At 56.4% G+C, this 22,606-nt stretch carries 20 protein-coding genes and 1 pseudogene; 5 read left to right on the plus strand and 16 right to left on the minus strand.

Translation table 11 applies throughout. The features are described 5' to 3' along the window. Nucleotides 1-511: 511 nt before the first annotated feature. The 4 genes and pseudogenes from GOX88_RS23655 to GOX88_RS12400 form a co-directional block, all read right to left on the minus strand. Nucleotides 512-754 (minus strand): glycine zipper 2TM domain-containing protein, encoded by a 243-nt coding sequence (locus tag GOX88_RS23655; RefSeq protein ID WP_170401998.1) that lies wholly within the window; start codon nt 752-754, stop codon nt 512-514. Between the two features lie 238 nt (nt 755-992). After that, a pseudogene (locus GOX88_RS12390) lies at nt 993-1,549 on the minus strand (transposase). A 245-nt stretch (nt 1,550-1,794) separates the two neighbouring features. Next, the gene (locus tag GOX88_RS12395; protein ID WP_170402001.1) at nt 1,795-2,880 is read right to left on the minus strand and encodes a ParB/RepB/Spo0J family partition protein; all 1,086 of its coding nucleotides are present in this window, start codon (nt 2,878-2,880) and stop codon (nt 1,795-1,797) included. Continuing rightward, nucleotides 2,873-4,258 (minus strand): AAA family ATPase, encoded by a 1,386-nt coding sequence (locus GOX88_RS12400; RefSeq protein ID WP_170402004.1) that lies wholly within the window; start codon nt 4,256-4,258, stop codon nt 2,873-2,875. Before GOX88_RS12400 ends, GOX88_RS12395 begins: the two co-directional genes overlap by 8 nt. Nucleotides 4,259-4,839: 581 nt before the next feature. On the opposite strand from GOX88_RS12400, the gene GOX88_RS12405 reads away from it, so the two are divergent. After that, nucleotides 4,840-6,099, plus strand: coding sequence for a replication initiation protein (locus GOX88_RS12405; RefSeq protein WP_170402006.1), 1,260 nt, complete (start codon nt 4,840-4,842; stop codon nt 6,097-6,099). 38 nt (nt 6,100-6,137) lie between these two features. Here GOX88_RS12405 and GOX88_RS12410 read toward each other — a convergent pair whose 3' ends face one another. Continuing rightward, nucleotides 6,138-8,444, minus strand: coding sequence for a Tex family protein (locus GOX88_RS12410; RefSeq protein ID WP_217354222.1), 2,307 nt, complete (start codon nt 8,442-8,444; stop codon nt 6,138-6,140). A gap of 210 nt (nt 8,445-8,654) precedes the next feature. On the opposite strand from GOX88_RS12410, the gene repC reads away from it, so the two are divergent. Together repC and GOX88_RS12420 are read left to right on the plus strand one after the other, a co-directional pair. Next, nucleotides 8,655-8,801 carry a replication initiation protein RepC gene (gene repC / locus GOX88_RS23445; RefSeq protein WP_170402238.1) on the plus strand — a complete coding sequence of 49 codons (147 nt, stop codon included), beginning with the start codon at nt 8,655-8,657 and terminating at the stop codon, nt 8,799-8,801. Nucleotides 8,802-8,955: 154 nt separating this feature from the next. Then, nucleotides 8,956-10,065: a Fic family protein gene (locus tag GOX88_RS12420; RefSeq protein WP_170402009.1), complete on the plus strand. Its 1,110-nt coding sequence runs from the start codon at nt 8,956-8,958 to the stop codon at nt 10,063-10,065. A gap of 230 nt (nt 10,066-10,295) precedes the next feature. Here GOX88_RS12420 and GOX88_RS12425 read toward each other — a convergent pair whose 3' ends face one another. From GOX88_RS12425 to GOX88_RS12455, 7 genes are all read right to left on the minus strand, one after another. Further along, nucleotides 10,296-10,640, minus strand: a complete 345-nt coding sequence (locus GOX88_RS12425; protein ID WP_170402012.1) for a RidA family protein — start codon at nt 10,638-10,640, stop codon at nt 10,296-10,298. Between the two features lie 13 nt (nt 10,641-10,653). Beyond that, complete coding sequence (locus GOX88_RS12430) at nt 10,654-12,048, minus strand: NAD(P)/FAD-dependent oxidoreductase (RefSeq protein WP_170402015.1); 1,395 nt, start codon at nt 12,046-12,048, stop codon at nt 10,654-10,656. Further along, nucleotides 12,035-12,349: a (2Fe-2S)-binding protein gene (locus GOX88_RS12435; protein ID WP_367647785.1), complete on the minus strand. Its 315-nt coding sequence runs from the start codon at nt 12,347-12,349 to the stop codon at nt 12,035-12,037. The genes GOX88_RS12430 and GOX88_RS12435 overlap by 14 nt, the downstream gene beginning before the upstream one ends. Next, entirely contained in the window at nt 12,324-13,424 is a 1,101-nt protein-coding gene (locus GOX88_RS12440) for an NAD(P)/FAD-dependent oxidoreductase (RefSeq protein ID WP_170402021.1), read from the minus strand. The genes GOX88_RS12435 and GOX88_RS12440 overlap by 26 nt, the downstream gene beginning before the upstream one ends. An 85-nt stretch (nt 13,425-13,509) precedes the next feature. Next, entirely contained in the window at nt 13,510-14,499 is a 990-nt protein-coding gene (gene dctP, locus GOX88_RS12445) for a TRAP transporter substrate-binding protein DctP (RefSeq protein ID WP_170402023.1), read from the minus strand. 35 nt (nt 14,500-14,534) lie between these two features. Beyond that, the gene (locus GOX88_RS12450) at nt 14,535-15,833 is read right to left on the minus strand and encodes a TRAP transporter large permease (RefSeq protein ID WP_170402026.1); all 1,299 of its coding nucleotides are present in this window, start codon (nt 15,831-15,833) and stop codon (nt 14,535-14,537) included. After that, entirely contained in the window at nt 15,826-16,305 is a 480-nt protein-coding gene (locus GOX88_RS12455; protein ID WP_170402240.1) for a TRAP transporter small permease, read from the minus strand. The genes GOX88_RS12450 and GOX88_RS12455 overlap by 8 nt, the downstream gene beginning before the upstream one ends. A 124-nt stretch (nt 16,306-16,429) precedes the next feature. Between GOX88_RS12455 and GOX88_RS12460 the strand changes: the two genes are divergently transcribed. Continuing rightward, on the plus strand, nt 16,430-17,350 hold the full coding sequence (locus tag GOX88_RS12460) for a LysR substrate-binding domain-containing protein (protein WP_170402029.1): 921 nt from the start codon (nt 16,430-16,432) through the stop codon (nt 17,348-17,350). Nucleotides 17,351-17,658: 308 nt separating this feature from the next. Here the strand turns inward: GOX88_RS12460 and GOX88_RS12465 are convergent, their stop codons facing one another. Both GOX88_RS12465 and GOX88_RS12470 read right to left on the minus strand, forming a co-directional pair. Continuing rightward, a complete protein-coding gene (locus GOX88_RS12465) occupies nt 17,659-18,285 on the minus strand; it encodes a protocatechuate 3,4-dioxygenase (protein WP_170402032.1) in 627 nt (208 codons plus the stop codon). A gap of 49 nt (nt 18,286-18,334) precedes the next feature. Further along, entirely contained in the window at nt 18,335-19,168 is an 834-nt protein-coding gene (locus GOX88_RS12470; protein WP_170402034.1) for a nuclear transport factor 2 family protein, read from the minus strand. 215 nt (nt 19,169-19,383) lie between these two features. Between GOX88_RS12470 and GOX88_RS12475 the strand changes: the two genes are divergently transcribed. After that, on the plus strand, nt 19,384-20,277 hold the full coding sequence (locus GOX88_RS12475) for a LysR family transcriptional regulator (protein ID WP_367647789.1): 894 nt from the start codon (nt 19,384-19,386) through the stop codon (nt 20,275-20,277). 427 nt (nt 20,278-20,704) lie between these two features. Here the strand turns inward: GOX88_RS12475 and GOX88_RS12480 are convergent, their stop codons facing one another. Together GOX88_RS12480 and ugpE are read right to left on the minus strand one after the other, a co-directional pair. Beyond that, nucleotides 20,705-21,760: an ABC transporter ATP-binding protein gene (locus tag GOX88_RS12480; protein WP_170402038.1), complete on the minus strand. Its 1,056-nt coding sequence runs from the start codon at nt 21,758-21,760 to the stop codon at nt 20,705-20,707. Between the two features lie 3 nt (nt 21,761-21,763). Then, the gene (ugpE, locus tag GOX88_RS12485; protein ID WP_170402243.1) at nt 21,764-22,600 is read right to left on the minus strand and encodes a sn-glycerol-3-phosphate ABC transporter permease UgpE; all 837 of its coding nucleotides are present in this window, start codon (nt 22,598-22,600) and stop codon (nt 21,764-21,766) included. Nucleotides 22,601-22,606 lie beyond the last annotated feature (6 nt).

The following is a 22,606-nucleotide window of genomic DNA, read 5'->3' on the forward strand; positions in this document are numbered from 1 at the left end:
TAAAGTTCGGTCAGCCCTGCATCGGTCGGGCTGGTCTTTCCCATGAATACGATCCGGGTGCGCAATGGCGCTATTCCGGGGTCTTATACAGTGGAGTAACCCGAGTTTTGTGGGCAGTGTAAGGCTTTGAATTTTCAGCAATTCAGCGCCGTCCTTGTGTATTTGACAGGCGACTTAGTACCGAACGCGGACTTCGGCATTAGTGAAGCGATGTTCGGGGAATGGAGCTACAAACCGATAGCAAACTACATAGTGAGTGCCTGCGTGGCGCGCAGGATTCGTACAGTTCACCCGGAAACTAAGAGCCTGCATTCCGACCATAGGCGCCAAATACAATCGCAGCACACATGATACCCGGCAAGGGAAGCGGCACTCAGCGAGACAGCACACTGGAAACTGAGTAAGTTTTCCTTCGTGGTTCCATCGCCGGGACTCAGCGCATAACTATGCAGAGTCAAAGAAAGGGCTGGCTTTTCGGCAAGCCCCTCATTTTGACGTCGGTGTGATTTTGTCAGTTACAAGCCGATTGGCCTGCGTACATTCCAAGCCCGGCACCGGCCGCCGTTGCAAGAGTCTTACCTGTGCCTGAACCAATCTGGTTGCCCAACACGCCACCTACAGCGGCACCCCCCAGAATGCCAGCAGCACACCGAGCGTCACTTTGCGCCTGAGCCTGAGTTGGCGATGTCGGGGCTCCGCAAGCTGTCAAGAGCAATGCGCCACCAAGCAGGCAAGCTACGGTTGTCTTCCTCATATCGGTTTCCTTACGTTCACGCGTATGCGATGGTCTCGTGTTGCCAGATATGTAGGCGCAGCCGAACCGCTCTCCAACCCCGCGGCAGTCAAGGCGCAAGAATCCGCCCAGCGGCCGGTAACTTGTCGGCTGAGCAAAATGTCATGCGGTTCTGGGGTGAAACACAGCTTAGGCTCCGGCCTCATAGCCAGTAAATGACGATCGCTGTGAGTGCGGTGGCAGGCAGAAGGACTTTTAGTCAGCGGTCGTAGCGCGTTGCCACATGTCGCCAATCCTTCAATCTGCCGAAACTAATCTCGATACGGTTGCGGCGTTTGCTACGACGCTTGTCGTATCGAACGGGTTTCTTGCGTTGTTTCCGCCCTTAGTTCGCCCCCTCTCGGCAGCATCCTTCGGATGCGGCTGCCGGGCAGTGAATCAGGCGTCCACGCCCCCTTTTTTTTGACGCCCAAGCTGGACTCTGTGCGATGCACTTTCAGGTCGGTCGCGTCCACTGCCCGGCAGGGCATTGCCTGGCAAGGTCCCGAAAGGGGATCATGACCGTCTTCTGCTCGTCGTGTTCGGCGACAAGATCGGCCATCGTCTCGGCAAAGATGCCCTTATCGCTCCAGCGCTCCCAACGATTGCAGAGTGTCTTGTGCGGCCCGTATCCCTTAGGTGCAACCCATTGCGATGGATGAAGATAATGCCACTCAAGACCCGCCGATCATCTATGCGGGGTTTACCGTGGGATTCAGGAAAGACGGGCGCAAGACGCAGCATCTGCGCATCCGTCAGCCGGAAAAGACCAGACATGCTCACCGATCGGTTTTCGAACCGTGAGCCGCCCGGCCTGCCGGAAATCAATGGGTCCTGAGCCTAGTTGCACGAGGGTCAATGGTGAAAAGTCTGCAAGAGAACCCACTTATGTTGGGTTCCCCGCTCAACAGAAATTAATCTTGGCGACCTGTTATATGGCGACCTTTTGGTTACATGCGCAAAATAATAGCATTTTGCGCACTACTAGCCCTAATCGTATCGTCAGGTGCTTTGGTCCAGGCTCAGGTTTCGCTGCGAAACTCTCCGAGGTATCCGGCAAGCTGCTCTACGATGTTCTGCGCGTCTTCGGCAGAGACCTCTTTGCCACGAATACGAATGCGCAGCTCTCCGGCAGAAACCTCGGCGATGACATCGCCTCCCCCAGAAAGGGCGACAGGCGACAGCCGCTGGACCTGCTGTGGACGCCCCCCCCGCGCCTTGTCCTTTGACGGAGCGGGCGACGTTTTCAGCGCGGCTTCCAGCAAAGCCCATTCCGTTTTCGGATCCAGTTCCCCTACCCCGGCCAGTGCCTGACGCAGTTTGGTCTGTGCGCCGTCCCGCAGTGCCGAGGCAAGTTTCAAGCCAGACTTTTCGGACAAAGCAACGGGATGTTGCAACAGGTCACCCAACGCTTCGTGCACCATCGCAAAGCTGCGAACCTTGGATCGTTTTGCCTTGGACGCCGCTGCAAACAGGACATCGACGGCCGCTTCGGTCGACGCAAATACCCCCTGCCCCACAGCCAGCACCGCAATGCGACCGCGTTCATAAGGGCTGAGGTTTGACCTGAGCTCGTTTTCCTCGACCATGGACACATAAGCGCCCTGCCCCGAACCTGCCTCGCGGATGAAGGCCGGGATTTCAGTAAAACGCGGATCCGTTTCCGCAAGGCGCCGAAAGGCGTTCAGGCGACGGAACCCAGAGATCAGACCGTAGCTGCCCCCATCCCGTGTCACCTCGATTGGGGTACGCAGGCCATGGACACGCAGCGATTCCAGTAGCTCGGCCATGGCCTCTTCGTCTTCGACCATCCGGTCGCGGCGAATGAAGTCCGCATCGATCTGATCCAGTGACAGCATTTCCGCCACCAATCCCGCGTCCTGAGCATCGCGCCACCGCGCCGCATCCCCCTGATCCTGAGCCAGTGCCAGACGATCCGTGACAGCGGTCATACCATTCAATGTCGCGGCTTCTGCCGCAACCTGAGCAATCGGGGGCGTCGAGGATTTGGTCTCAAACGGGCTGATTGAGGGTTTCGCGGCGAAACCGGCCTCAAGCTGTTCCAGTTCCGCAGTATCCGGAGCGGTCAATCTTCTGCGCTTAGCCATCTGCTTCTCCTCCCATCTGAGCGTCACGCCACCAGCAGCCGATCAGAACTTGTTTAAATTCGGCATAGGTGCGGTCAAAAGTTTCCCGGCCCCTTACGTACGTGTCCCGGTTGAAATCCCTGTAATCGGCCTCATAGATGCCGTTCACCTGTTCGCCGGCCTGCCCGACCAATGCCGTATAGTCCTGTCGGTACGCGTTCATGAAATCGCCGAAATAGGCCTGGATGACGTTGGCCATATCCGTCTGCTGACTGGCGTCAAACCGGGTAATGATCGCCCGCACTACATCCCATTCAAACTTAAGTTCGGGCAAACCCGCCGCCCGTTGCGCCGCGTTCTCACCGTCCTCAATGCTTGCGAAAGTCGTGTAGAGCATGTCGAAGAACCGACCCGTCGAGTCAAATTCCAGGAATGACGCGCCGAGGGGAACCAACAGAATGTCCGCAGCAGCCAGCGCATTGATCGTTAGGTACCCAAGTGCAGGAGGCGTATCGAGGAATACAATATCGTAATCGTTCAGAACGCCCTCATCGTGCAGGAAATTGGTCAAACCGTCCCACAGCGGCCAACTGCGCAGCCCCATGCGCCAGACCGGGATCTGAAACTCGGCCCAATAAAGGTTCAACTGGGCGCCGATCAGATCGATATTGGGCCAGTGCGTCTTTTGAATGACATCGCGGGGCAGGGTATTCAGTGCCTCCTGCAGGGTCTCATCCAGGGGAATTTCCGGCTGGCCCGCAGCATCCCTTACCCTGTTTTCTTCCTGCACGGCCCGTGCGTAATCCTTCGCAATCAGTGGAAATACCGTTTGCCATTCATCCGCAACATTGCCGCCCAGAATGGAGGTCATCGATCCCTGACTGTCCAGATCGACGACCAACACTTTGTACCCGTCCAACGCAGCAGACATGGCCAGATGCGCCGCGGTCGAGGTTTTGCCGACACCGCCTTTGAAATTGGCAACGGCAACGACTTTGGCGGGCAACCCTTCCGGTCGGTAGGGCAAATATTCCTTGGTGCTGACGCCTTCAGCGGCGAAGTGCTTCCTGAGTGTGAGCACTTCTTCCAACGTGAACCATTTCGATCCGGCCTCACCCTCACCCTGGGGCAGGTCCGGGTTGGCCTTCAGAACGCGGCGCAAATGAGCCGGAGCCACTGGGATCAAGTATTTGGTGATCTCCCAAATCGAGAATCGGCGCAGTCTTTTCTCACCATCCGGGGCATATCCCCGACGGGCCAGATCTTCGCGCCCCTTCGCACAGAAGGTAGCCGCTTTTGCGAATCGAGAGGTCCCGATAGGATCAGGCAGCTTCTCCGCTGAAAGCTCGGGATCCAGGTTCAAATAGGGCGGCAGAGGAGGTTGGGTAGATTTATTCACTGTCGATGCCTCAGATAATGTTCGCCTTACCGGCGTATATTGCTCAACATAGCGAACATTTTGCGTTGAGGCTATCCTTTGAAAATGGGTTTTCCACAGAATATGGCCTTGGCGCCCGGTTTCGCCACGAAACTCAAAGAATAAGGAACACTGAGGGCAACAAAGAGTTTATTATTTTTAGAAGTTTTAGAATCTTTGCGCCAAGAAAACATATATAAAACAATAGGTAAGGGTGTTCTAGGTGCCTGAATACGGGACAAAAGGTACCCGGTTCCGGTACCAAAAGGACCCATATACAGGACAAAAGGCCCCGGTTTCCGGGAAGAAGGGTGCCGATTCGCAGGGTGTTGAATTCTTGGGCAGATTAGACCCTAAATTCGGACCTTTCGGTGTGAGGATTTCGGTGCCAGAGTCCAATTGAGGCGCATTCATGGGTCAGTTCTGTGGATAACTTCTCTGAGTTTGGCGCAAGGTACCCGGATACGGGATTCCTTCATTCCTGTATTTGGGTACCCAAATTGATTTGATCCGCAGGTACTTTTCATGTCAGATATCTAAAAAACGAGCAGTCAGGCAGAATCATGCCGGATACACAATTGGATATGGATCAGCTTTCCGGGGCTTTGCGCCGGGAGACGGTCAAGAAAAACGTCGCCGCGATTCACATCAGCGGCAAACTTACGTTGTTGCAGCGTAAGCTGTCCAATGTCCTGTTGCTAAATGCCTATGACGCGCTGACCTCTGCGCCGACGCACACGATTGACGCCCGCACCCTTGCGATGATGGTAGGCTACAACTCCAACGATTTCGATACGCTGCGCGCCAGCTTGCGAGCACTGGCCGAAACGGTCGCAGAGTGGGATATGCTGGACGAACAGGGTCGGCAGGAATGGGGTGTGTCCTCGCTGCTCAGTTTTGCCAAGCTAAAGAACGGGATTTGCGAGTACGCTTATTCTCCGGCTTTGGCCCAGAAACTCTATGACCCGAAGATCTATGCGCTGATCAATGTCCAGATCCAAAGGAACTTCAGCTCGGGCCATGGTCTGGCGCTTTATGAGAATTGCTATCGTTTTGTTCGGACAGGGTCGACGGGATGGTGGGCGCTGGATGTGTTCCGCAAGCTGATGGGAGTCGATGGCAGCGACTATTACAGCAGCTTCAAGCACCTGAACGCGAAAATCATCAAGCCTGCCGTTGCCGAGGTGAACAAGAGCTCGGACATTCTGATCGAGCCAGAGTTTCAGAAAAAGGGACGCACGGTCACCGATATCCGGTTTCTGATCAAGGGCAACCCGCAAAAGGCGATGTTCGAAATCGACGACAGCGATGGCGTTCGCAACCTGCAGGTCTACAAGACGCTGCGCAAGCAGGGGGTATCGGATCGACTTGCACGCCAATGGATCGCTGAGCATGGCGAGGACTACGTGCAGCAGAAGCTGGATTATGTCAGTGGGCAGGGCGATGTGAAATCTACGGTTGGCTATTTGTCCGCCGCGTTGCGGGACGACTATCAGCCGCCGGAGAAGGAAGCGCCGGCTGAGCCCAGTCCCGAAGCTGTTGAGGCCGCGCGCGTGCGCGACGCCGAAAAGGCGCGGGAAGATCAGGCCTATGCCGCGCGCGCAGCGGAACGGGCCGAGCGGTCACGTAGATTGTCCATCGTCGAAGAGCTGGTTTCGCGGCGAAACCCCACACAGAGGGATGCGGACAAACGGCTGTTTCTTGCAGGGCTCGACAATGATCTGGACCGGGAGCATTTCCGCGCCCATGGTTGGCGTTCGGGTCTGAACGCCAACGCCATCTTCGATTTCTGGGAAGAACTTGAGCCCGACGCATTCACCTAAGCGTCGGAAGTAGGGGCCGTGAACAGCCCCTTAGAACTTCACCGATCCTTCATCGCCGACTTGAGTGCATCCGCGAATGCACTGTTGTGCGCATTACCGTCAGATTTTGCGCGTTGTGCACCTTTGGCATTTGTAGCGCCAAAGCTCTTTTTCGGTCCACGGTTGGCGCGATCCTCACGTGCCGAGGCACCGCCATCTTTGCGCATCGTCAAGCCGATCCGTTTGCGGGGGACATCCACTTCGACCACGGTGACTTTGACAACTTGTCCGGTTTTAATCACCTCATGCGGATCCTTGACGAACCGGTCCGCCAGTTGGCTGACATGCACCAGCCCGTCCTGATGCACGCCGATATCCACGAAGGCACCAAAGGCAGCGACATTGGTGACTGTACCTTCCAGCACCATACTCGGTTTCAGATCGGTGATCTCTTCGACGCCATCGGTGAATGAGGCGGTGACAAAACTCGGTCTTGGATCGCGGCCGGGTTTTTCCAATTCGGCAAAGATATCCCGAACGGTCGGCAGCCCGAAAGTGTCGTTGACGAATTGCTCGGCTCGCAATCCTTTCAAAGCGCCGTCATGCCCCATGATCTGTCGGATATCGCGCCCGCAAGCGGAAACAACCCGACGCGCCACGTCATAGGCTTCGGGGTGAACCGAGGACGCATCCAAAGGTTCCGACCCGTCGCGTATGCGCAAAAAGCCCGCACATTGCTCATAAGCGCGGGGGCCAAGGCGGGCCACTTTCAGCAGTTCCTTGCGCGATTGAAACGCGCCGTTCAGGTCGCGGTGCAGCACTATCGCTTCGGCCAGCCCGGGACCCAGGCCAGAGACGTGAGAGAGCAGGGGGGCTGAGGCCGTGTTCAGATCGACGCCCACAGCGTTCACCACGTCCTCGATTACCGAGGCGAGGGATTGCGACAGGCGGTGCTGATCCACGTCATGTTGATACTGGCCGACGCCAATCGATTTGGGTTCGATCTTGACCAGTTCGGCCAGCGGGTCCTGTAGTCGGCGGGCGATGGATACGGCACCGCGCAAGGAAACGTCGAGATCGGGAAACTCGCGCGCGGCCAGTTCCGAGGCGGAATAGACCGAGGCGCCAGCTTCGGACACAACCACCTTGGTCGGGGCTTTAACAGTTTTGGGCAACAGCTTCAGCGCGTCGGCCACCATCTTCTCGGTTTCGCGGCTGGCGGTGCCGTTGCCGATGGCGATCAGTTCGATCTTGTGCGCGGCAATCAGGTTCAGAATGGTGGCCTGTGCACCGCGCAGGTCATTCTTTGGCTGAAACGGGTAAAGTGTATCGGTTGCGACCACCTTCCCGGTGGCGTCAACAACGGCCGCTTTGACGCCGGTGCGAATTCCGGGGTCCAGACCCAGGGTTGCCCGCGCTCCGGCCGGTGCGGCAAACAGCAAGTCATTGAGATTGCGAGAGAAAACCTGAATGGCCTCGTCTTGTGCCCGGCTGCGCAGGTCGGCCATCAACTCAACCATCATCGACAGGGACAGTTTCACCCGCCAGGTCCATCCGGCCACTTTGCGCAGCCAGACATCACCGGGGCCGTCGCCGCGCGTTTGCAGATGTGCAGCGACGATGGATTCGGCCCGCGCCGCGCCCGTTTCGGGTTCGGGCGCGATGTCCAGCGTTACGATCCCTTCCTTCGAGGCCCGCAGCATCGCCAACGCCCGGTGCGACGGGGTTTTCGACCAAAGCTCTGTGTGGCCGAAATAGTCGCTGAACTTCGCGCCTTCCTGTTCCTTGCCGTCGATCACTTTTGAGGCCAGCAGGGCCTCGCGTTGCATGAAATCGCGCAGCTCGCCCAAAAGGGTGGCGTTTTCCGTCAGCCTCTCGGTGATGATGTCCCGCGCGCCGTTCAGCGCATCTTTTGTGGTCGGGACCGCCTCGGTCATATAACCCTGCGCCAAAACTTCGGGATCGGCGGAGCGGTCGTCCAGAATGGCATCGGCCAACGGCTCGAGCCCGTTTTCCCGTGCAATCATCGCCTTGGTGCGGCGCTTGGGTTTGTAGGGCAGATAGATGTCTTCCAACTGCGCCTTGGTATCGGCCTGCGCGATAGATTTGGCCAGATCGTCGGTCAGCTTGCCCTGATCCTTGATCGAGCCCAGGATTGTCTCACGCCGGGCCTCAAGCTCTCGCAAATAGGTCAGCCGGTCGGATAGCGTCCGCAGTTGGGTATCGTCCAGCCCACCGGTCACCTCTTTTCGGTAGCGGGCGACAAAGGGGACGGTGGCCCCTTCGTCCAGCAGTTTCACCGCTGCCCCCACCTGTTCGGGGCGGGCGTTGATCTCGGTGGCGATGGTGCGGGCGATGCGGTCCAAGGGGGCCTCCTGAAAAAGTCTGGAGGAACTTCTTAGCCAGCCGCATCCCCAAGGGGAAGGGGGATCGGACCAGTTCGGCAAACCCCTGCAGAGGGATTGCCAAGTTGTTTGGGTGTTCTGATCCGGTTAAGCGACCGGCATGAAGATGCCATCCTCGCTGCCGTGCCTGAAAGGGTTCCGTTACTCTATTAAAACAACTATGGCCCAGCTATTCGTTTCTTCGTTCTCGGATACATCCTTCAACGTGTTGAAAAAATACAGTCTCCGGGGGCTTACTTGCATTCATTGCTGGCTAAGATCGAAAAGGGAGAACTGTCTCCAAAGGCAATGCTATCGCGGACCTCCAATGCTTCGTAGGATTTGTGAAGCGGAAATAGATTTACCGTCGTCAGACTACCCTTCTAATCATTTTTCGCATTGAACGGTTCGAAAAAGGTGAGCGATAGGATTGACGCCTATACGTCACAAACGCATAAATAATGAGTTATAGACAGGAATCTTATACCTCACGATGTGGAACTGGCAGAACCCTGACTGGCCGTCATTTCATTATGATGCTGCAATGCTCGAACCGTACGAGCAACAGTTCCTGTTGTCTTCAGGAGAAGTTCTTGGAGCGGTACATCATGTGAACGCATCGGATCGTGACCAATTACGAATCGACTTGCTGAGTGAAGAAGCGATGAAAACCAGCGCGATCGAAGGTGAGATGCTGGATCGGCTCAGCGTGCAATCTTCCTTGCGTCGGCAGCTTGGATTGGCTCCCGACAGCTATCCATCCAAACCGCGTGAGCAGGGCGTTTCCGAAATGATGGTGGATGTCTACTCCACCTACTCAGAGCCGCTATCACACAACACCCTGTTTCGCTGGCATGACATGCTTTTGTCCCATGACAGACATCTGGAAACGATTGGAGCATACAGGAGCCATGAGGATGCGATGCAAATCGTCTCAGGCAGGCTCGACCGCCCAACGGTGCATTTCGAAGCACCACCTTCACATCAGGTTCCGACTGAAATGGACCAGTTCGTAACCTGGTTTAACCGGACTGCACCGGATGGTCCCGAACCATTGCGGGCACTGATCCGAGCCGGATTGAGCCATCTATTTTTCGAGAGCATTCACCCCTTTGAAGACGGCAATGGCCGGTTGGGCAGGGCGCTGGCTGAAAAGTCCCTGGCACAAAACATTGGTCAGCCAAGCCTTATAGCGCTTGCTTTCACGATCGAGCGAGAGCGTAAGGCGTACTACGACCAACTCGAACGCCACCAAAAGACACTGGACGTCACACCATGGCTTATCTGGTTTGCCGAGACAGTCCTTAAAGCACAGCAGGTGACGCTTGAACGGGTCGGCTTCTTTATAGCCAAGACGCATTTCTATGACCGGCATCGTGATCAATTCAACGCCCGCCAAAGCAAGGTAATCGCGCGTTTGTTCAAGGCTGGGCCGGACGGTTTCAAAGGCGGGTTGAGTGCCGAGAACTATATCTCGATCACAGGAACGTCGCGCGCCACCGCGACACGGGATCTGCAGGATCTGGTAGAGAAGGGAGCTCTGACCAGAACGGGTGAACTCCGGTACACGCGCTATTGGCTAAAATTGGGCCGGGAAGGGTAGGGGGCTGAAAAACGGCACGAAGGGCGGGAAGCCGTCATTCGCTTCAACCGTGATATTAACAGCGCGAATTGAAAGAGCCGACATTCAATCAACTGGATTGTAATCAGTAGGTCCGCGGTTGGTTTTCCTGTCATTGAAGACTTAGTCAGGTTCAAATTAGGTTCATTCTAGACACGTCGATCTATTAAACTCGAAGTGAAAAGTATCTGCCTTTTCCAAGCCGCTTACCGTTATGCATTACACGCAGCGGTGACGATGATCTCGACTTTCAGATCCGGCCGAGCGAGCTTTGCCTCGCCGCAAGCGCGAGCCGGGGCGTGCCCGGTGGGAACCCAGCTATCCCAAACGTCGTTCATCTCGCCAAAATCGGCCATGTCGGACAACCAGACTATCGCTTGCAACATTTGTTCCCGCGACGAACCCGCTTTGTCCAGAAGCGCATCGACGCGAGACAGGCACTCTCGGGTCTGTTCGGCCACTGTGGCTCCTTCGCCAACCTGCCCGCAGAGAAATGCGACGCCGTTGTGCTTGACGATCTTGCTCATGCGTTGGCTGGTGTTGATACGTTCGATCATGAAGGCTTCTTTCTTAGTTGGTTGCGCTGTTCACCGAACCGCCCATCGCTGCCAGTTCGCCGAGAGTCACGGGTTTCAACGGTGGCCTGATCCGATAGTATCCGGTTTCGTCCATCGTAGCGCTGTTCGCTTCGGCCAGCAGGCTGCTCACAGTCAGTCCGCAATACCGGCCTTGGCATGGTCCCATTCCGGCACGGCTGAAGGCCTTGGCCTGGTTCGGACCCACACAGCCGATTCCGGCATGGCGACGAATGTCTCCGGCAGTGATTTCCTCGCAACGGCAGATGATAGTCGCGTCGGCGGGCTTTGTGGCTTCGATTGCGGGTGGAAAGACGGCGTCAAGGAAAGGGCGTACCGCCAACTCCCGCGCGATGCGCCGCCGAATTGGTTTGGCGGCGGTGTCCCTCTCGATCGTCGAAATCGCACCCAGATCGGCGGCCGTTTTCAACGCTGCAAGGCGGCCTGCCAATGCGGCTGCCTTCGCGCCGCCGATGCCAGCGCCGTCACCGGCGATATGGACCGTTTCGACATTAGTCCCGCCCCAGTCATCGAGGTTCGGCACGAAGCAATGCTGCCGTGCATCCCAGTGATGCGCCACGTCAATGGAGCGGGCCGCCTGTGTGTTAGGTACGACACCGTGATGCAAGAGCACTGTGTCGCAAGGAATATGTCGGGGCTTTCCCCCCGCAATAAAGCGGATGCCGTCGGCGGAAGTTTCTCCTTCAATCGAAATATTCGTCGCGGAAGTATAGCGGCGTACCCCGGCACGACGGATTTCCGATAGCATCGTCAACCCCTTGAACAGGTATCGCCAACCGCGAAGGGCTCCACCCAAATGCGGAAGAGCCCGCAGAAAATCCGCTCTTGTCTGCGTTTCGACCAGTGCCAGCGGCGGTGTGCCCGCTCGTATCATCTGCGCGGCGATCAGGTAAAGCAGCGGTCCTGATCCGACAAGAACCGCGTTTTTTGACAGGACGCCGGATTGCTTCAACAGAATCTGTGCCGCCCCCGCTGTCATCACGCCAGGCAGGGTCCAGCCCGGCAGTGGCATCGGGCGTTCCAGGGCTCCTGTGGCGATGAGGATGCGTTTCGCTTCGATTGCGCCCCCTCTTCCGTCAGCGGTGTAGAGCACCCGAATTCCCTCTTCGATCGACCAGACCACCGCGCCACTGATATGGGTGATGTTGCCGTGATCCAGCCCGGCTGTGAGGGGCAATCCGTCTATATAGTCCTTACCCAGCAGTTCGCCCCTGATAGGTGCGACCCGATCCACATCGCGGTAGATCTGCCCGCCGGGACGGCGCTGCTCGTCCAGAAGGATAACATGCAGGCCAGCATTTGCGGCGGTTGCGGCCGCGGCCATCCCGGCCGGGCCAGCCCCGATGATGACAAGATCAGTTATCTGCATCGGTCACATCCCTTCCTTTGCGCGGCATCGACAAGCGCAGCCCGTCCGTGACTTCGAGCATGCAGGCTTGACGGGTCACACCGTCAACCTCGACGAGGCAGTCGAAACAGGCCCCCATCATGCAGAATGGCGCGCGTGGAGCGCCCGATACCGGTGTGTACCTGAACGTCCCTACACCGGCGGCCAGCATTGCGGCCGCGAGATTTGAACCTTTGGGCAGCTGCAGTTCCCGGCCCTCGAACCATACTGGAACCAGCGGGCGCCCTTCCTCCAACTCAAGAAACGACGAAGCGGTCTTCACTGAACACCTCCAGATCCGGGGCGGCGTTGGTGCCTTCCAGCCAGTCGGGCAAGAAACGGGCATGAGCCGCCGCAAGGGTGATGCCGCTATGGCACGTGACCAGAAAGGCGCCGGGCATTTCGGGACTTTCCTGATAGATTGGCAGGCCGTCAGGCGACAGAATCCGCAGAGCCCCCCAACTGCGCACGAGCTGCGCCCTGGCAAGCACCGGGTAGGCCGCGATCGCCTCCAAGGCGAGACCGGAGAGGCCAGGCTGGGTGACCCCATCGTTCAGCCCCATCTCTTCGTTGGTGGCACCGATCTGGACGCCGCCTTCATCCACCTGCCGCGCGATCAGCGAGGGGCGGTTGATGAGTTTTGGCAGCTTTTCGGTGATCAAAACCTGGCCGCGTTGTGGCCGGATCGGGGCTTTGAAGCCCAGCCTGGGCCCAAGATCCATCGCGCCCAAACCGGCGGAAAGGATCACCTTGTTGGCCTGCACCCGGGCTCCATCCGCACAGGTGATGGTGAAGACATCAGATTTTTCAACTTCGGTGACAGTTTTTTCGTTCTGCACCTGTCCACCAAGCCGCCTGACGTCGTCGGCGAGAGACCGCAGCAATTTCAATGGATTTACGTGGCCGTCCTGATGATGAAGGATCGCACCGACGACTTTCGGGCCGATCTCTGGCTCCTCCGTCAGGAGCGCCTTCCGATCCAAAACTTCATATGGGTAATTGCCGTCCAGCTTCGCCTTCAGCTCCTCGTATTGAGTGACCGTTTTCGTCAGCGTGTCTTCCGAGAAATGCAAGTCGTAGCCGCCCGCCTGCTCTAGCGACATGTCATATCCGGTCGCGTCGGCAAGCTCATCGGCGAACCCGGCCCATGCTGCAGCGGATTGCTGGCTCCACGTGGCATAACGTGGTTGCTTCATGCCCTTGGACTGCACCCAGACAAGTCCAAAATTTCCCCGACTGGCGCGAAAGCTGCCGTCGCCACCATCAAGAACCAGAACGCGCTTGCCGCGTTTCAAAAGGCCCCATGCGACAGACAGGCCGACAACACCACCGCCTATGATTGCAAAGTCGGATTCCATGATCTCAGTTTCTGAACTTAGGTTTGAGTAGAGCCGGGGCGACCTGAAAAGCTGTCGCCCCGGATTGTATCAGACGAGAGGCCGATTACTCGGAAACCTTGTCAAGGATCGCCTGACCCCATTCCACGCCCACGTCTTCGAGTACGACCGGCCAGACTTCTGCCTGAACCTTGGCCGCCATCGCGGCCAGTTCCGCGTCACTCAGCGAGACGATGGTGGCACCCAGATCGGCCAGTTTCTGTTCGTTGGCTTTCTGGTCGGCTTCCGCCACGGTCCAGCGCGTCGCTTCAAATTCTGCCGCGGCCGCTTTCAGCGCATCCTGATCCTCGGCGTCCAGACCGGCAAGGGATTCATTCGAGATGATCATGTACCAGACTTCGAAATGGGTGTTGGCCGGGATGTAGGTTTTGGTCACGTCGCGGAACGAGGCATAGTATCCTTCGGCACCCGAGCCGATCACACCGTCAACAACGCCGGTCTGTACCGCTGTAAAGGCTTCGGAAAACGGGATGGGCGCGGGGATGTAGCCCAATGCATCGCCGGTCAGCTGGAAGCTCTTGATGCCGGGCACCCGCACTTTGATGCCGTTATCGACCGACGGATCGCCCGGCGACACTGCATCGGTGTTGAGCGCGATGCCACCAAAGTAAACCGGATAGGCGGCCAGCATGGTGATGTCCTGATTGGCGTAAAGCCCATCCATGGTTTCACGCACCACTCCGCCGGGGCCGTAGATCGCGCGGGCTTGTTCCCAGTTTCCGGCGAGGTAGGGGAATGAACTGATCTGCATCTTGCGGTCTGCTGCAGCGGCGGCCGGCTGGGTCGCCATGTCGACCGCGCCGACAGAGATACGTTCCTGCACTGTTGTATAGTCGCCCAATGCTGAGGCGGCATAAATTTTGACGTTGACGTCACCGCCGGTTGCTTCCTCCACGGCGGCGGCAAAGGCGTTCAGCTCGACGTCGATCGTCGTACCTTGCGGGCGCACATGGCTCATCTTCAGGTCAGCTGCCATCGCGGTGGTCGACAGCGCCATCAGCGCTCCGGTTGCGGCAGTTATCATCATGCGTTTCATTGGGTTTCCTCCGTTTGGGTTTAGTTGGTTCAAGATCAGTAGCCAAAGAGTCTGGGCAGGAAGAGCGACAGGTCCGGCCAGAGCGATGTCAGGAACACCACGGGCACATAACCGGTCACGATCAGGATCATCGCGGGCGGGATCACCTTGGTGACCTTCACGTTGCCGATCCGCGCCCCGAGATAGAGGATCGAAGCATAGGGTGGCGTTACGCCCCCCATCGCGGTGTTAACCCCCATGATCGCGGCGAACTGCACCGGGCTGACGCCAATGGCATTCATCAGAGGCAAGAGCAGCGGTGCTATCAGGATGATTGCGGTGACGTCGTTCACGACCATGCCAACCAGAAACAGCATAATGTTGATCAGGATAAGCAGCAGAACCTTGTTGTCAGTGATCTCGAAAATCGAGGCGACCAGTGCCTGCGGGATGCCCTCCATCACATACATCTGGCTCAGGATCATCGAAAACAGGATCATCAGCAGGATGGCACCGACGGCGGTTGCGGATTCCTTACCGGCCATCAGGAAGTTTTCCCACCTGAGCCCCTTGTAGACCAAAAAGCCGACGGGCAGTGCATAGATCACCGCTACTGCTGCAGCTTCGGTCGGGGTCATGATGCCGCCATAGATGCCGCCCAGGATGATTACCGGCATCAACAGTGCGGGGAAGGCGTGAACGCCGCGTTTTGCCACTTCGCTGCTGAGTTCGCTGAACGAGGGCTTTTCATCCAGTATCAGGTTGAACTTGCGCGACATCCACAGGTTCACCATTGAAAAGTTGAACATGATGAACAGACCCGGCCCAAGCGTCGCGAGGAAACAGGCGAGGATCGATGTGTCGGTGACCCAGCCGTAGATGATCATGGTGACCGAGGGTGGGATCAGCAGACCAAGGATCGAGGAATTGGCAATCAGCGCGGTCGCGTATTCGCGGGGATAGCCGCGCTTTTCCATTTCCGGGATCAACAGCGGTCCGATCGCCGCGATACCGGTCAGGCCGGACCCCGAGATCGCCCCGATTACTGCACAGCTGACCGCTGCCACGACACCCAGACCGCCACGCACGTGGCCGATAAAGGCACTGACGAAGCGCAACAGAGAGGCGGCTATACCGCTCTCGCTCATGATGGATCCGGCCAGAACAAATAGCGGAATGGCCAGCAAAATCGGGTTTCCAAGTTGCTGGAATCCCCAGAGCATGTTGCCCTTCATGGTGGCGCCGCCGATGAAATACATCACCATCAGCGCACCGCCGAAGCAATAGGGCAACGGCACCCCGAGGGTCAGCAGGATCACCAGGACAGCGACGGCAAGCAGGGCGACTTCAACCAAGGTGAATCTCCTCGTCAGTATCATATCCAAGAATGTGGCGGACCAGATGGATCGCCGTGTAGATCATCATCAGCGCCAGACCGATGGTCAGAGCCACCTCGGCATAAAATGTGGGAATGTAGAGCGTCGGGCTCTCTTTCCAGACGCGCCAGGAATAGCGGGTGAATTCCCAGGACCAACTCAGCAGCCAGAGCCCGACAATCAGGCTGATCACTTCGCCGATGATCGCCAGAATGACGTGCTGGCGCGGGGTTTTCAGGAAGATCTCAAGCACATTCGCGCGGATATGAGTGTTTTCCCGCGAGGCGTTTACCGCCCCAAGGACATAGAGCCACAGCGCCGGGTAGGCCATGGTTTCCTCAAGCCCCATCACCGGTATTTGCAGAACATAGCGGGTGATGACCTGAACAAACTGGCCCAATGCCACGATGCAAATGATGCTGGTCAGCAGGTATTTTACGAAACGCTCCATTTCCTCCCTCGCGACGTGATTGTCCGTCGTCGCAATACCTACTTTCTCGTCTTCCATAGAAGCAAATTGGAAATTACGTTATATCCATAGTTTGCATCTATGGCCTAACCGGGGATCCAACCAAATGAACCTGACAATCCGTCAACTCACGACATTTCGCGAAGTGCTCCGCACTGGGTCCATTTCCGAAGCCGGGCGCACGCTCGGGCGCACGCAACCATCGGTCAGCGCGATGATTGCGGGCCTGGAGAATGAGATCGGATTTCGACTTTTCGAACGAGAGCATGGCCGGCTGACACCGACGCCCGAAGCTCATTATTTTCTGGAAGAGGCCGAGGCCGTCCTGTCGCGGCTTACACAGTCCACGAACACTTTACAGGAAATATCGAACCTGAAGCGTGGGCGCCTGCGCGTCGCTTGCCACCCAGCCGCATCAGGGTTCTTCATGCCAAGTGTTCTCGGCCAGTTTTTACAAGACAAGCCCGCTATCAAGGCCTCGTTGATGATGCGCTCATCCAAAGTCATCGAGGAACTGATCGCCTCGCAGCAATACGATCTCGGGTTTACCGAAACACCTGAGCCACGAAAATCAATTCATCAGAAAGATTTCGACCTGGAATGCCTTTGTGCCATGCCTTCTTCGGACCCGCTGGCTGCAAAATCCCTGATTTCAACAGAGGACCTGGATGGCGCAAATCTGGCAACACTTTTTTCAGAGCATCCGACATTCCTTCAGACCTCTGCGGCCTTCAAGAACACTGGAAAGAGTTTTGAGCGCAGGTTCGAGTTGCGGACATTCTTACCAGGGTTACAGTTTGTCAAAGCGGGCCTGTGCTATTTGATTTGCGATTTGATTACAGCTTTTAGCTGCAACGATCCCTTGCACGGTACCGGTGGTATCGTATTTCGCCGCTTTAGCCCGAGAATCAGCAGCAGTGTTTCAATTCTCACCCCCGCTCATCGCCCGGCGTCTCTGATAACTCAGAACTTCGGCCAAAAACTGGCTGATGACATACACGCAATGAAAGCAAACATTCTGCCGTGAGTTCGGCTCAGCACCAAAGCAATGGCAAGTTCCACAACCGGGCCTTGGTGCAGCTACAGCGAAAATCTGCTTCGTTGCGCATTCTGTGAGTTCGCCGACCCGTGAGCTTTGCCTGTACCGCGATTGTCTGGAAAGCGGGCTGCGACCGCAGCATCGCGAAAATAGGACGAAAGTCCGGAAAGGACCGCAAATGAAGTGTACAACCTTTCGGCTTGCACTGGTGCCACCGCATAGCACTAAGTCGATTTCGAGCTCATGTGCCGAATGCCGCGTGGAGCGGAATGTCAGCTATATGCAACTCGGAAGTTTCAAACCTGTACGTTGACTTCAGTCTCGGTTCCTGAGTCCGTGTTAACAAAAAACATCGAAACGCTTTCAGCTTGTTCGTCTGAAAGGCGGCGGTAGAGGCTATCGCGTTTGTTTTCGGGCTCACCGGCCAGATAGAATTGCGTTGTGAGCAGTTCGGTATCGCCATCAAGGACTTTTACGTGGATATGGGGTGTACGGCCCGGATATTTACCGGGCTTGATCGTGCGGAAGCTGTAACGGCCGTCCTCGTCAGTAATGTCATGACCGAAACCCTGAAAGCCCTTGTCATAGACCACATTCCGGCTGTCTCCTGGATGGAGGTATTTTCCATTGAGATCGCATTGCCAGATTTCGATCCTATGTCCTGACCGAGGTAGGCCATTTCTGTCTGTGATGCGACCTTTCAGCGTGATCACTTCTCCGCCGGCTTCTTCCACGAGCCCCATGACCTTGACCAGATCGTTGTCTACATCCGGCATCCGCATGGAAGGCGTTGGATAGAATGGCCCTTCGGCGGCGCGGGGTGTCAATCCTGCTGCATCAGCCCGACGCCAAAAGAAAATCCCTCCGGCAAGAGCGGCCAGTCCGGTCAAAAGGCTGCGACGCGTGGATTTACTGGCTTTCATATCTGGCTCCTCTCGGACTGTGGCAGTCAGCATGCCGCCACCTGTCTCTTCAGAACATACCGTTCCCGTGGGCGAAGTCCTCGGCGTCTGGAATTTCTTGCACAATATCCCAATGCTCCACGATCTTGCCTTCGTCATCGTGGCGCACAATCTCGATCACCGCATTGCCCCAATCGGCATATTCCACCAGCGCCATGGTCAGATCACCGTCAGAGATTGTCTGATGCACTGTAACATTGCCAAGTGTGCCGTCACTATCCTTGAAAAAGCCAAAGATGGGTTCAGTTCCGTTCGGGACCCTCGGGTTATGCTGGATGTAATCTGCGCCGAAGAGTCGCTTCAGAGTTTCGATGTCCCCGGCGATCCCCCGGTCAAAGAACTCGATCGCGTTCATCGTGTTGCGCGCAAGATCCATGTTTGAGACGTATTTGTCCACATCTCCGCCACCGTCGATCATGGAATTGCCGTTGGCAGTTTCGGATTGGGGAACTTCTGTTTGGGTCGTGTCCCAGTGTTCGATGATCTGGCCGTTCTCAAAACGGAAGATGTCTCCAACGATGGCGGTCTCATCGCCAATACTCACGCGCGCCTGAACGCCGACGAGATCACCCTGCGCCAGAACACGCGCAATTTCGCGCCGCGGTTTCATGCCGTTTTCCTTCATCCAGATCACGCTTGCCCGGATACCTTCACGCCCATCGGCGATGGATGGAGAATGCTGAATGTAGCGCGGGTGATAGAGCTCATCGATTAATTTACCGCTCTGAGCATCAAACATCTCAGTCAGAGCCCGCAGGGCAATCGCCTTGTTCTCTTCCTCGCCAGCAAAGACAGGAACGCCCATAACAAGTAACGTTGCTGATATTGCAATTAGGTTTTTCATAGGTTCCTCCTAAGCAGCCAGATGAGCGACGCCTGTCGGCGTTTTGTGGGAATCCGACAGATTGATGATTTCGGTTGTTTCGGTATGGAGCAGCACCGTCAGCTCGCTTTGCGTTAAAACCTTCAATTGTTGCAGAGAACCTAGTGACCACATAACGTCACCTAAAGAGACAGTTTGTGGAATGACTGTCAGTTAAAAGGTGACAATTGAAAAACGTGAACTTCAACAGGATCGGCTACTTTGTCGCCGTGGTGGATGCGGGTACGATCACCGGCGCAGCAAAAGCATTGAGCATAAGTAAAGCCGTTGTCAGCAAGCAAATTCTGGCCCTGGAAGAAGAACTAGGCACAGCACTATTGCATCGCAACACGCGCCACATGCACCCGACAGGTGCGGGACTACGGTTTTATGAACAAGCCAAGGCAGCGCTAAACCAAGCCGAAGAAGCCTATGCAGAGGTCCAGTCTGGTAAAGCGATCCCCGAGGGGCATTTTCGAATAACAGCGCCAGTGGATTACGGCACGCTTCATCTCGCCCCGCTTTTGGCGCAGTTTGTTCAGGGTAACGCAGGCGTCACGATTGATCTTCACCTCAGCGATGATCGACTGGACCCCGTTGAACACCACTTTGACTTGGGCTTCCGTGTCGGATGGCCGAGCGACTCATCAAATCAAATGCGCAAAGTCGGGTCGTTCGAGGAATGGGTGGTTGCGTCACCCGGATTGGCTCAAAGTGCCACCGAGCCAAATCACCTGACTGGGCTATCTTTCGTCACCAACGCCTCCCTCAACAATGCGGCCACGTGGCAGTTTTCGAAAGGTAGCGAGGTTCAGGACATTACCGTCACTTCGTCTTTCAAACTCAATGCATCGCCAGCGATAAGCAGAGCCATCGCCGCTGGCGCGTGTTTCTCGGTATTGCCGGACTTTCTTGTCTATGACGATGTCGCCGCGGGCCGACTGGTCCGCTTGCTGTCTGATTGGTCGCTCCGCTCAGGCGGCATCTATGCGATGACTCCCCCAACAAAGCATAAGCCACTGGCCATACGGACCATCATTGAAGTGATTGCGACTTATCATCAGGTAGGTTTGAGACAGACCTCTGGGTAAAAGTTCTCAGTGGTTGCAGACCTTGAGGTGATTGCCGTCAACGGCATTTTTTGTTGCGTAATCCGTGTGTACGCGTGCTCTTTATTTTGCAGCTGCGGCGAATGGCCGGTTTGAAGGGGCCGCAGCGCAGCGCTGGCGACAGCGATGAATGTCTTCTTTGGGCCGGCCTTGCAGTGCCGGTCGGGTCTTAGTCAGGCAGATGCAGCGGTGCCTGCGAGGCCAGGTCTGAGCCCATCCGCCGGATGCTGCGCCTTGAAGGAACGACTTCTAGCGGGCAATAGCTGTTGTTAGGGCAGGTTAAGACCGGTCAAAGCCGCCCTTCATGACAACTGAAAATATGCCACTTAAGCCTCGAAACAATCTTTGGTGCGCGGTGCCGATTCAGCACCTTGGACGATTTGGAATATCGCATAGATCCACAAACCAGCTAGCCCATACGACGCAAGCCCGTATCAATGTCGAATAGATGTGACTTTGTCGGCTGGATCGAAAACCGCATCATGGAGTTCTCGCCGCTCAAGATATGAACACCGGGCAAACTGGCCGTGAAACTTTCGTTTGTATCGATAAGTTCACAATGCAGCAGCGTATTCGCGCCAAGCGGCTCGGCCATTTTGGCATTTACATGGATAGGTCCAGTTTCCTCCGCGATCAAATGCTCTGGGCGGATACCAAATTTTACAGGGCCGTCAGATCCACCGATCTCGACAATGCGTCGATCGCCTAAGGTGACCCAACCTTCCTTAACTTCCGCATCTAATACATTCATCGCCGGGCTGCCGATAAATTGTGCGGCAAAAAGGGTACGTGGAGTCTCGTAGACTTCGAGCGGGGTGCCGATCTGCTCTGCAACACCGCCGTTCATCACGATCATTCGGTCTGCCATAGTCATCGCCTCAACCTGATCATGGGTAACGTAGAGAGCCGTAATACCCAATTTTGACTGAAGTTCCTTGATCTCTAGACGCATCTGAACGCGCAGCTTGGCATCAAGGTTCGACAGAGGTTCATCAAAAAGAAACACCGCCGGTTCACGAACAATGGCGCGCCCCATTGCGACGCGCTGACGTTGACCGCCTGAGAGTTCTCGGGGCTTCCGATCCAACAATGGTTCAAGTTGCAGCAATCTAGCCGCCTCAAGCACCTTGGCGTCAATCTCACCCTTTGGCAGCTTGGCGATCTTTAGGCCGTAGCCCATGTTCTGGCGCACCGACATATGTGGGTAGAGCGCGTAATTCTGAAACACCATTGCAATGTTGCGGTCCATCGGCTCCTTGTCGTTGGCTCGCTCGCCCCCGATTAAGACGTCGCCGGACGTCACCGTTTCCAATCCTGCGACCATGCGCAACAAGGTGGATTTACCGCAGCCCGACGGCCCGACAATGACGATAAATTCGCCGTCGGCGATGTCTGTAGAGACGTCGTGGATCACCTCGGTGTCGCCAAAGCTCTTCTTGATATCTTGCAGGGAAACCGTTGCCATCTGTTACTTCTCACTATCGACAAGGCCGCGAATAAACAGCCTTTGCATGCCCACCACAACGATCACTGGTGGGATCATCGCCAGAATTGAGGTCGCCATGATCGTTGGCCAGTGGGCAAAGTCATCCCCACTTGGGAACATCTGTTTGATACCCATCACGATTGTGTTCATTTCCGGCTCCGTCGTGATCAATAGCGGCCAGAGGTATTGGTTCCAGCCGTAGATAAAGAGGATCACAAAAAGAGCGGCGATGTTTGTGCGGCTCATCGGGACAACGATATCCCAAAAGAACTGCATAGGGCGGGCGCCGTCAACGCGGGCCGCCTCTGCCAGTTCATCCGGGATTGTCAGAAAGAACTGCCGGAACAAAAACGTCGCCGTGGCAGAGGCGATCAAGGGAAAGATCAAGCCGGAGTATGAGTTTAGCATGCCAAAGCCGGCCACCACCTCGTAGGTGGGTACGATACGCACCTCGACCGGAAGCATCAGTGTCAGGAAGATCAGCCAGAAAAAGATGCTCCGACCGGGAAACTTGAAATAGACAATGGCAAATGCCGACAGAAGGGAAATGATGATTTTGCCCACTGCGATCCCGATCGCCATGACAAGGCTGTTGAACAGCATTGTTCCGACCGGCACATTGATGCCCGAGAACAGCGCATTCTTATAGTTGATCCAAAGCTGATCACCCGGCCATACCGGCATGGGCGGGCGAATGATGTCCGACTGGGTCACAGTTGAGGCCACGAAGGCCAGCCAGATCGGGAAGAAGATCACCAGCACGCCAAGAATCATGAACACATGGGTCAGCCACAGCCCCGTGCCTCGCTTTTCGACCATGCCGTG

The sequence above is a fragment of the Ruegeria arenilitoris genome, assembly GCF_013030985.1.
Taxonomy (GTDB): domain Bacteria; phylum Pseudomonadota; class Alphaproteobacteria; order Rhodobacterales; family Rhodobacteraceae; genus Ruegeria; species Ruegeria arenilitoris_B.

What these genes read in the sequence shown, in the direction of transcription:
- GOX88_RS12465 (WP_170402032.1), bottom strand. Translation starts at nt 18,285, where the DNA reads ATGAAAGCCAGTAAATCCACGCGTCGCAGCCTTTTGACCGGACTGGCC.
- GOX88_RS12455 (WP_170402240.1), bottom strand. Translation starts at nt 16,305, where the DNA reads ATGGAGCGTTTCGTAAAATACCTGCTGACCAGCATCATTTGCATCGTG.
- GOX88_RS23655 (WP_170401998.1), bottom strand. Translation starts at nt 754, where the DNA reads ATGAGGAAGACAACCGTAGCTTGCCTGCTTGGTGGCGCATTGCTCTTG.
- GOX88_RS12425 (WP_170402012.1), bottom strand. Translation starts at nt 10,640, where the DNA reads ATGATCGAACGTATCAACACCAGCCAACGCATGAGCAAGATCGTCAAG.
- GOX88_RS12470 (WP_170402034.1), bottom strand. Translation starts at nt 19,168, where the DNA reads ATGAAAAACCTAATTGCAATATCAGCAACGTTACTTGTTATGGGCGTT.
- GOX88_RS12430 (WP_170402015.1), bottom strand. Translation starts at nt 12,048, where the DNA reads ATGCAGATAACTGATCTTGTCATCATCGGGGCTGGCCCGGCCGGGATG.
- GOX88_RS12395 (WP_170402001.1), bottom strand. Translation starts at nt 2,880, where the DNA reads ATGGCTAAGCGCAGAAGATTGACCGCTCCGGATACTGCGGAACTGGAA.
- dctP (WP_170402023.1), bottom strand. Translation starts at nt 14,499, where the DNA reads ATGAAACGCATGATGATAACTGCCGCAACCGGAGCGCTGATGGCGCTG.
- ugpE (WP_170402243.1), bottom strand. Translation starts at nt 22,600, where the DNA reads ATGGTCGAAAAGCGAGGCACGGGGCTGTGGCTGACCCATGTGTTCATG.
- GOX88_RS12420 (WP_170402009.1), top strand. Translation starts at nt 8,956, where the DNA reads ATGTGGAACTGGCAGAACCCTGACTGGCCGTCATTTCATTATGATGCT.
- GOX88_RS12405 (WP_170402006.1), top strand. Translation starts at nt 4,840, where the DNA reads ATGCCGGATACACAATTGGATATGGATCAGCTTTCCGGGGCTTTGCGC.
- GOX88_RS12440 (WP_170402021.1), bottom strand. Translation starts at nt 13,424, where the DNA reads ATGGAATCCGACTTTGCAATCATAGGCGGTGGTGTTGTCGGCCTGTCT.
- GOX88_RS12480 (WP_170402038.1), bottom strand. Translation starts at nt 21,760, where the DNA reads ATGGCAACGGTTTCCCTGCAAGATATCAAGAAGAGCTTTGGCGACACC.
- GOX88_RS12460 (WP_170402029.1), top strand. Translation starts at nt 16,430, where the DNA reads ATGAACCTGACAATCCGTCAACTCACGACATTTCGCGAAGTGCTCCGC.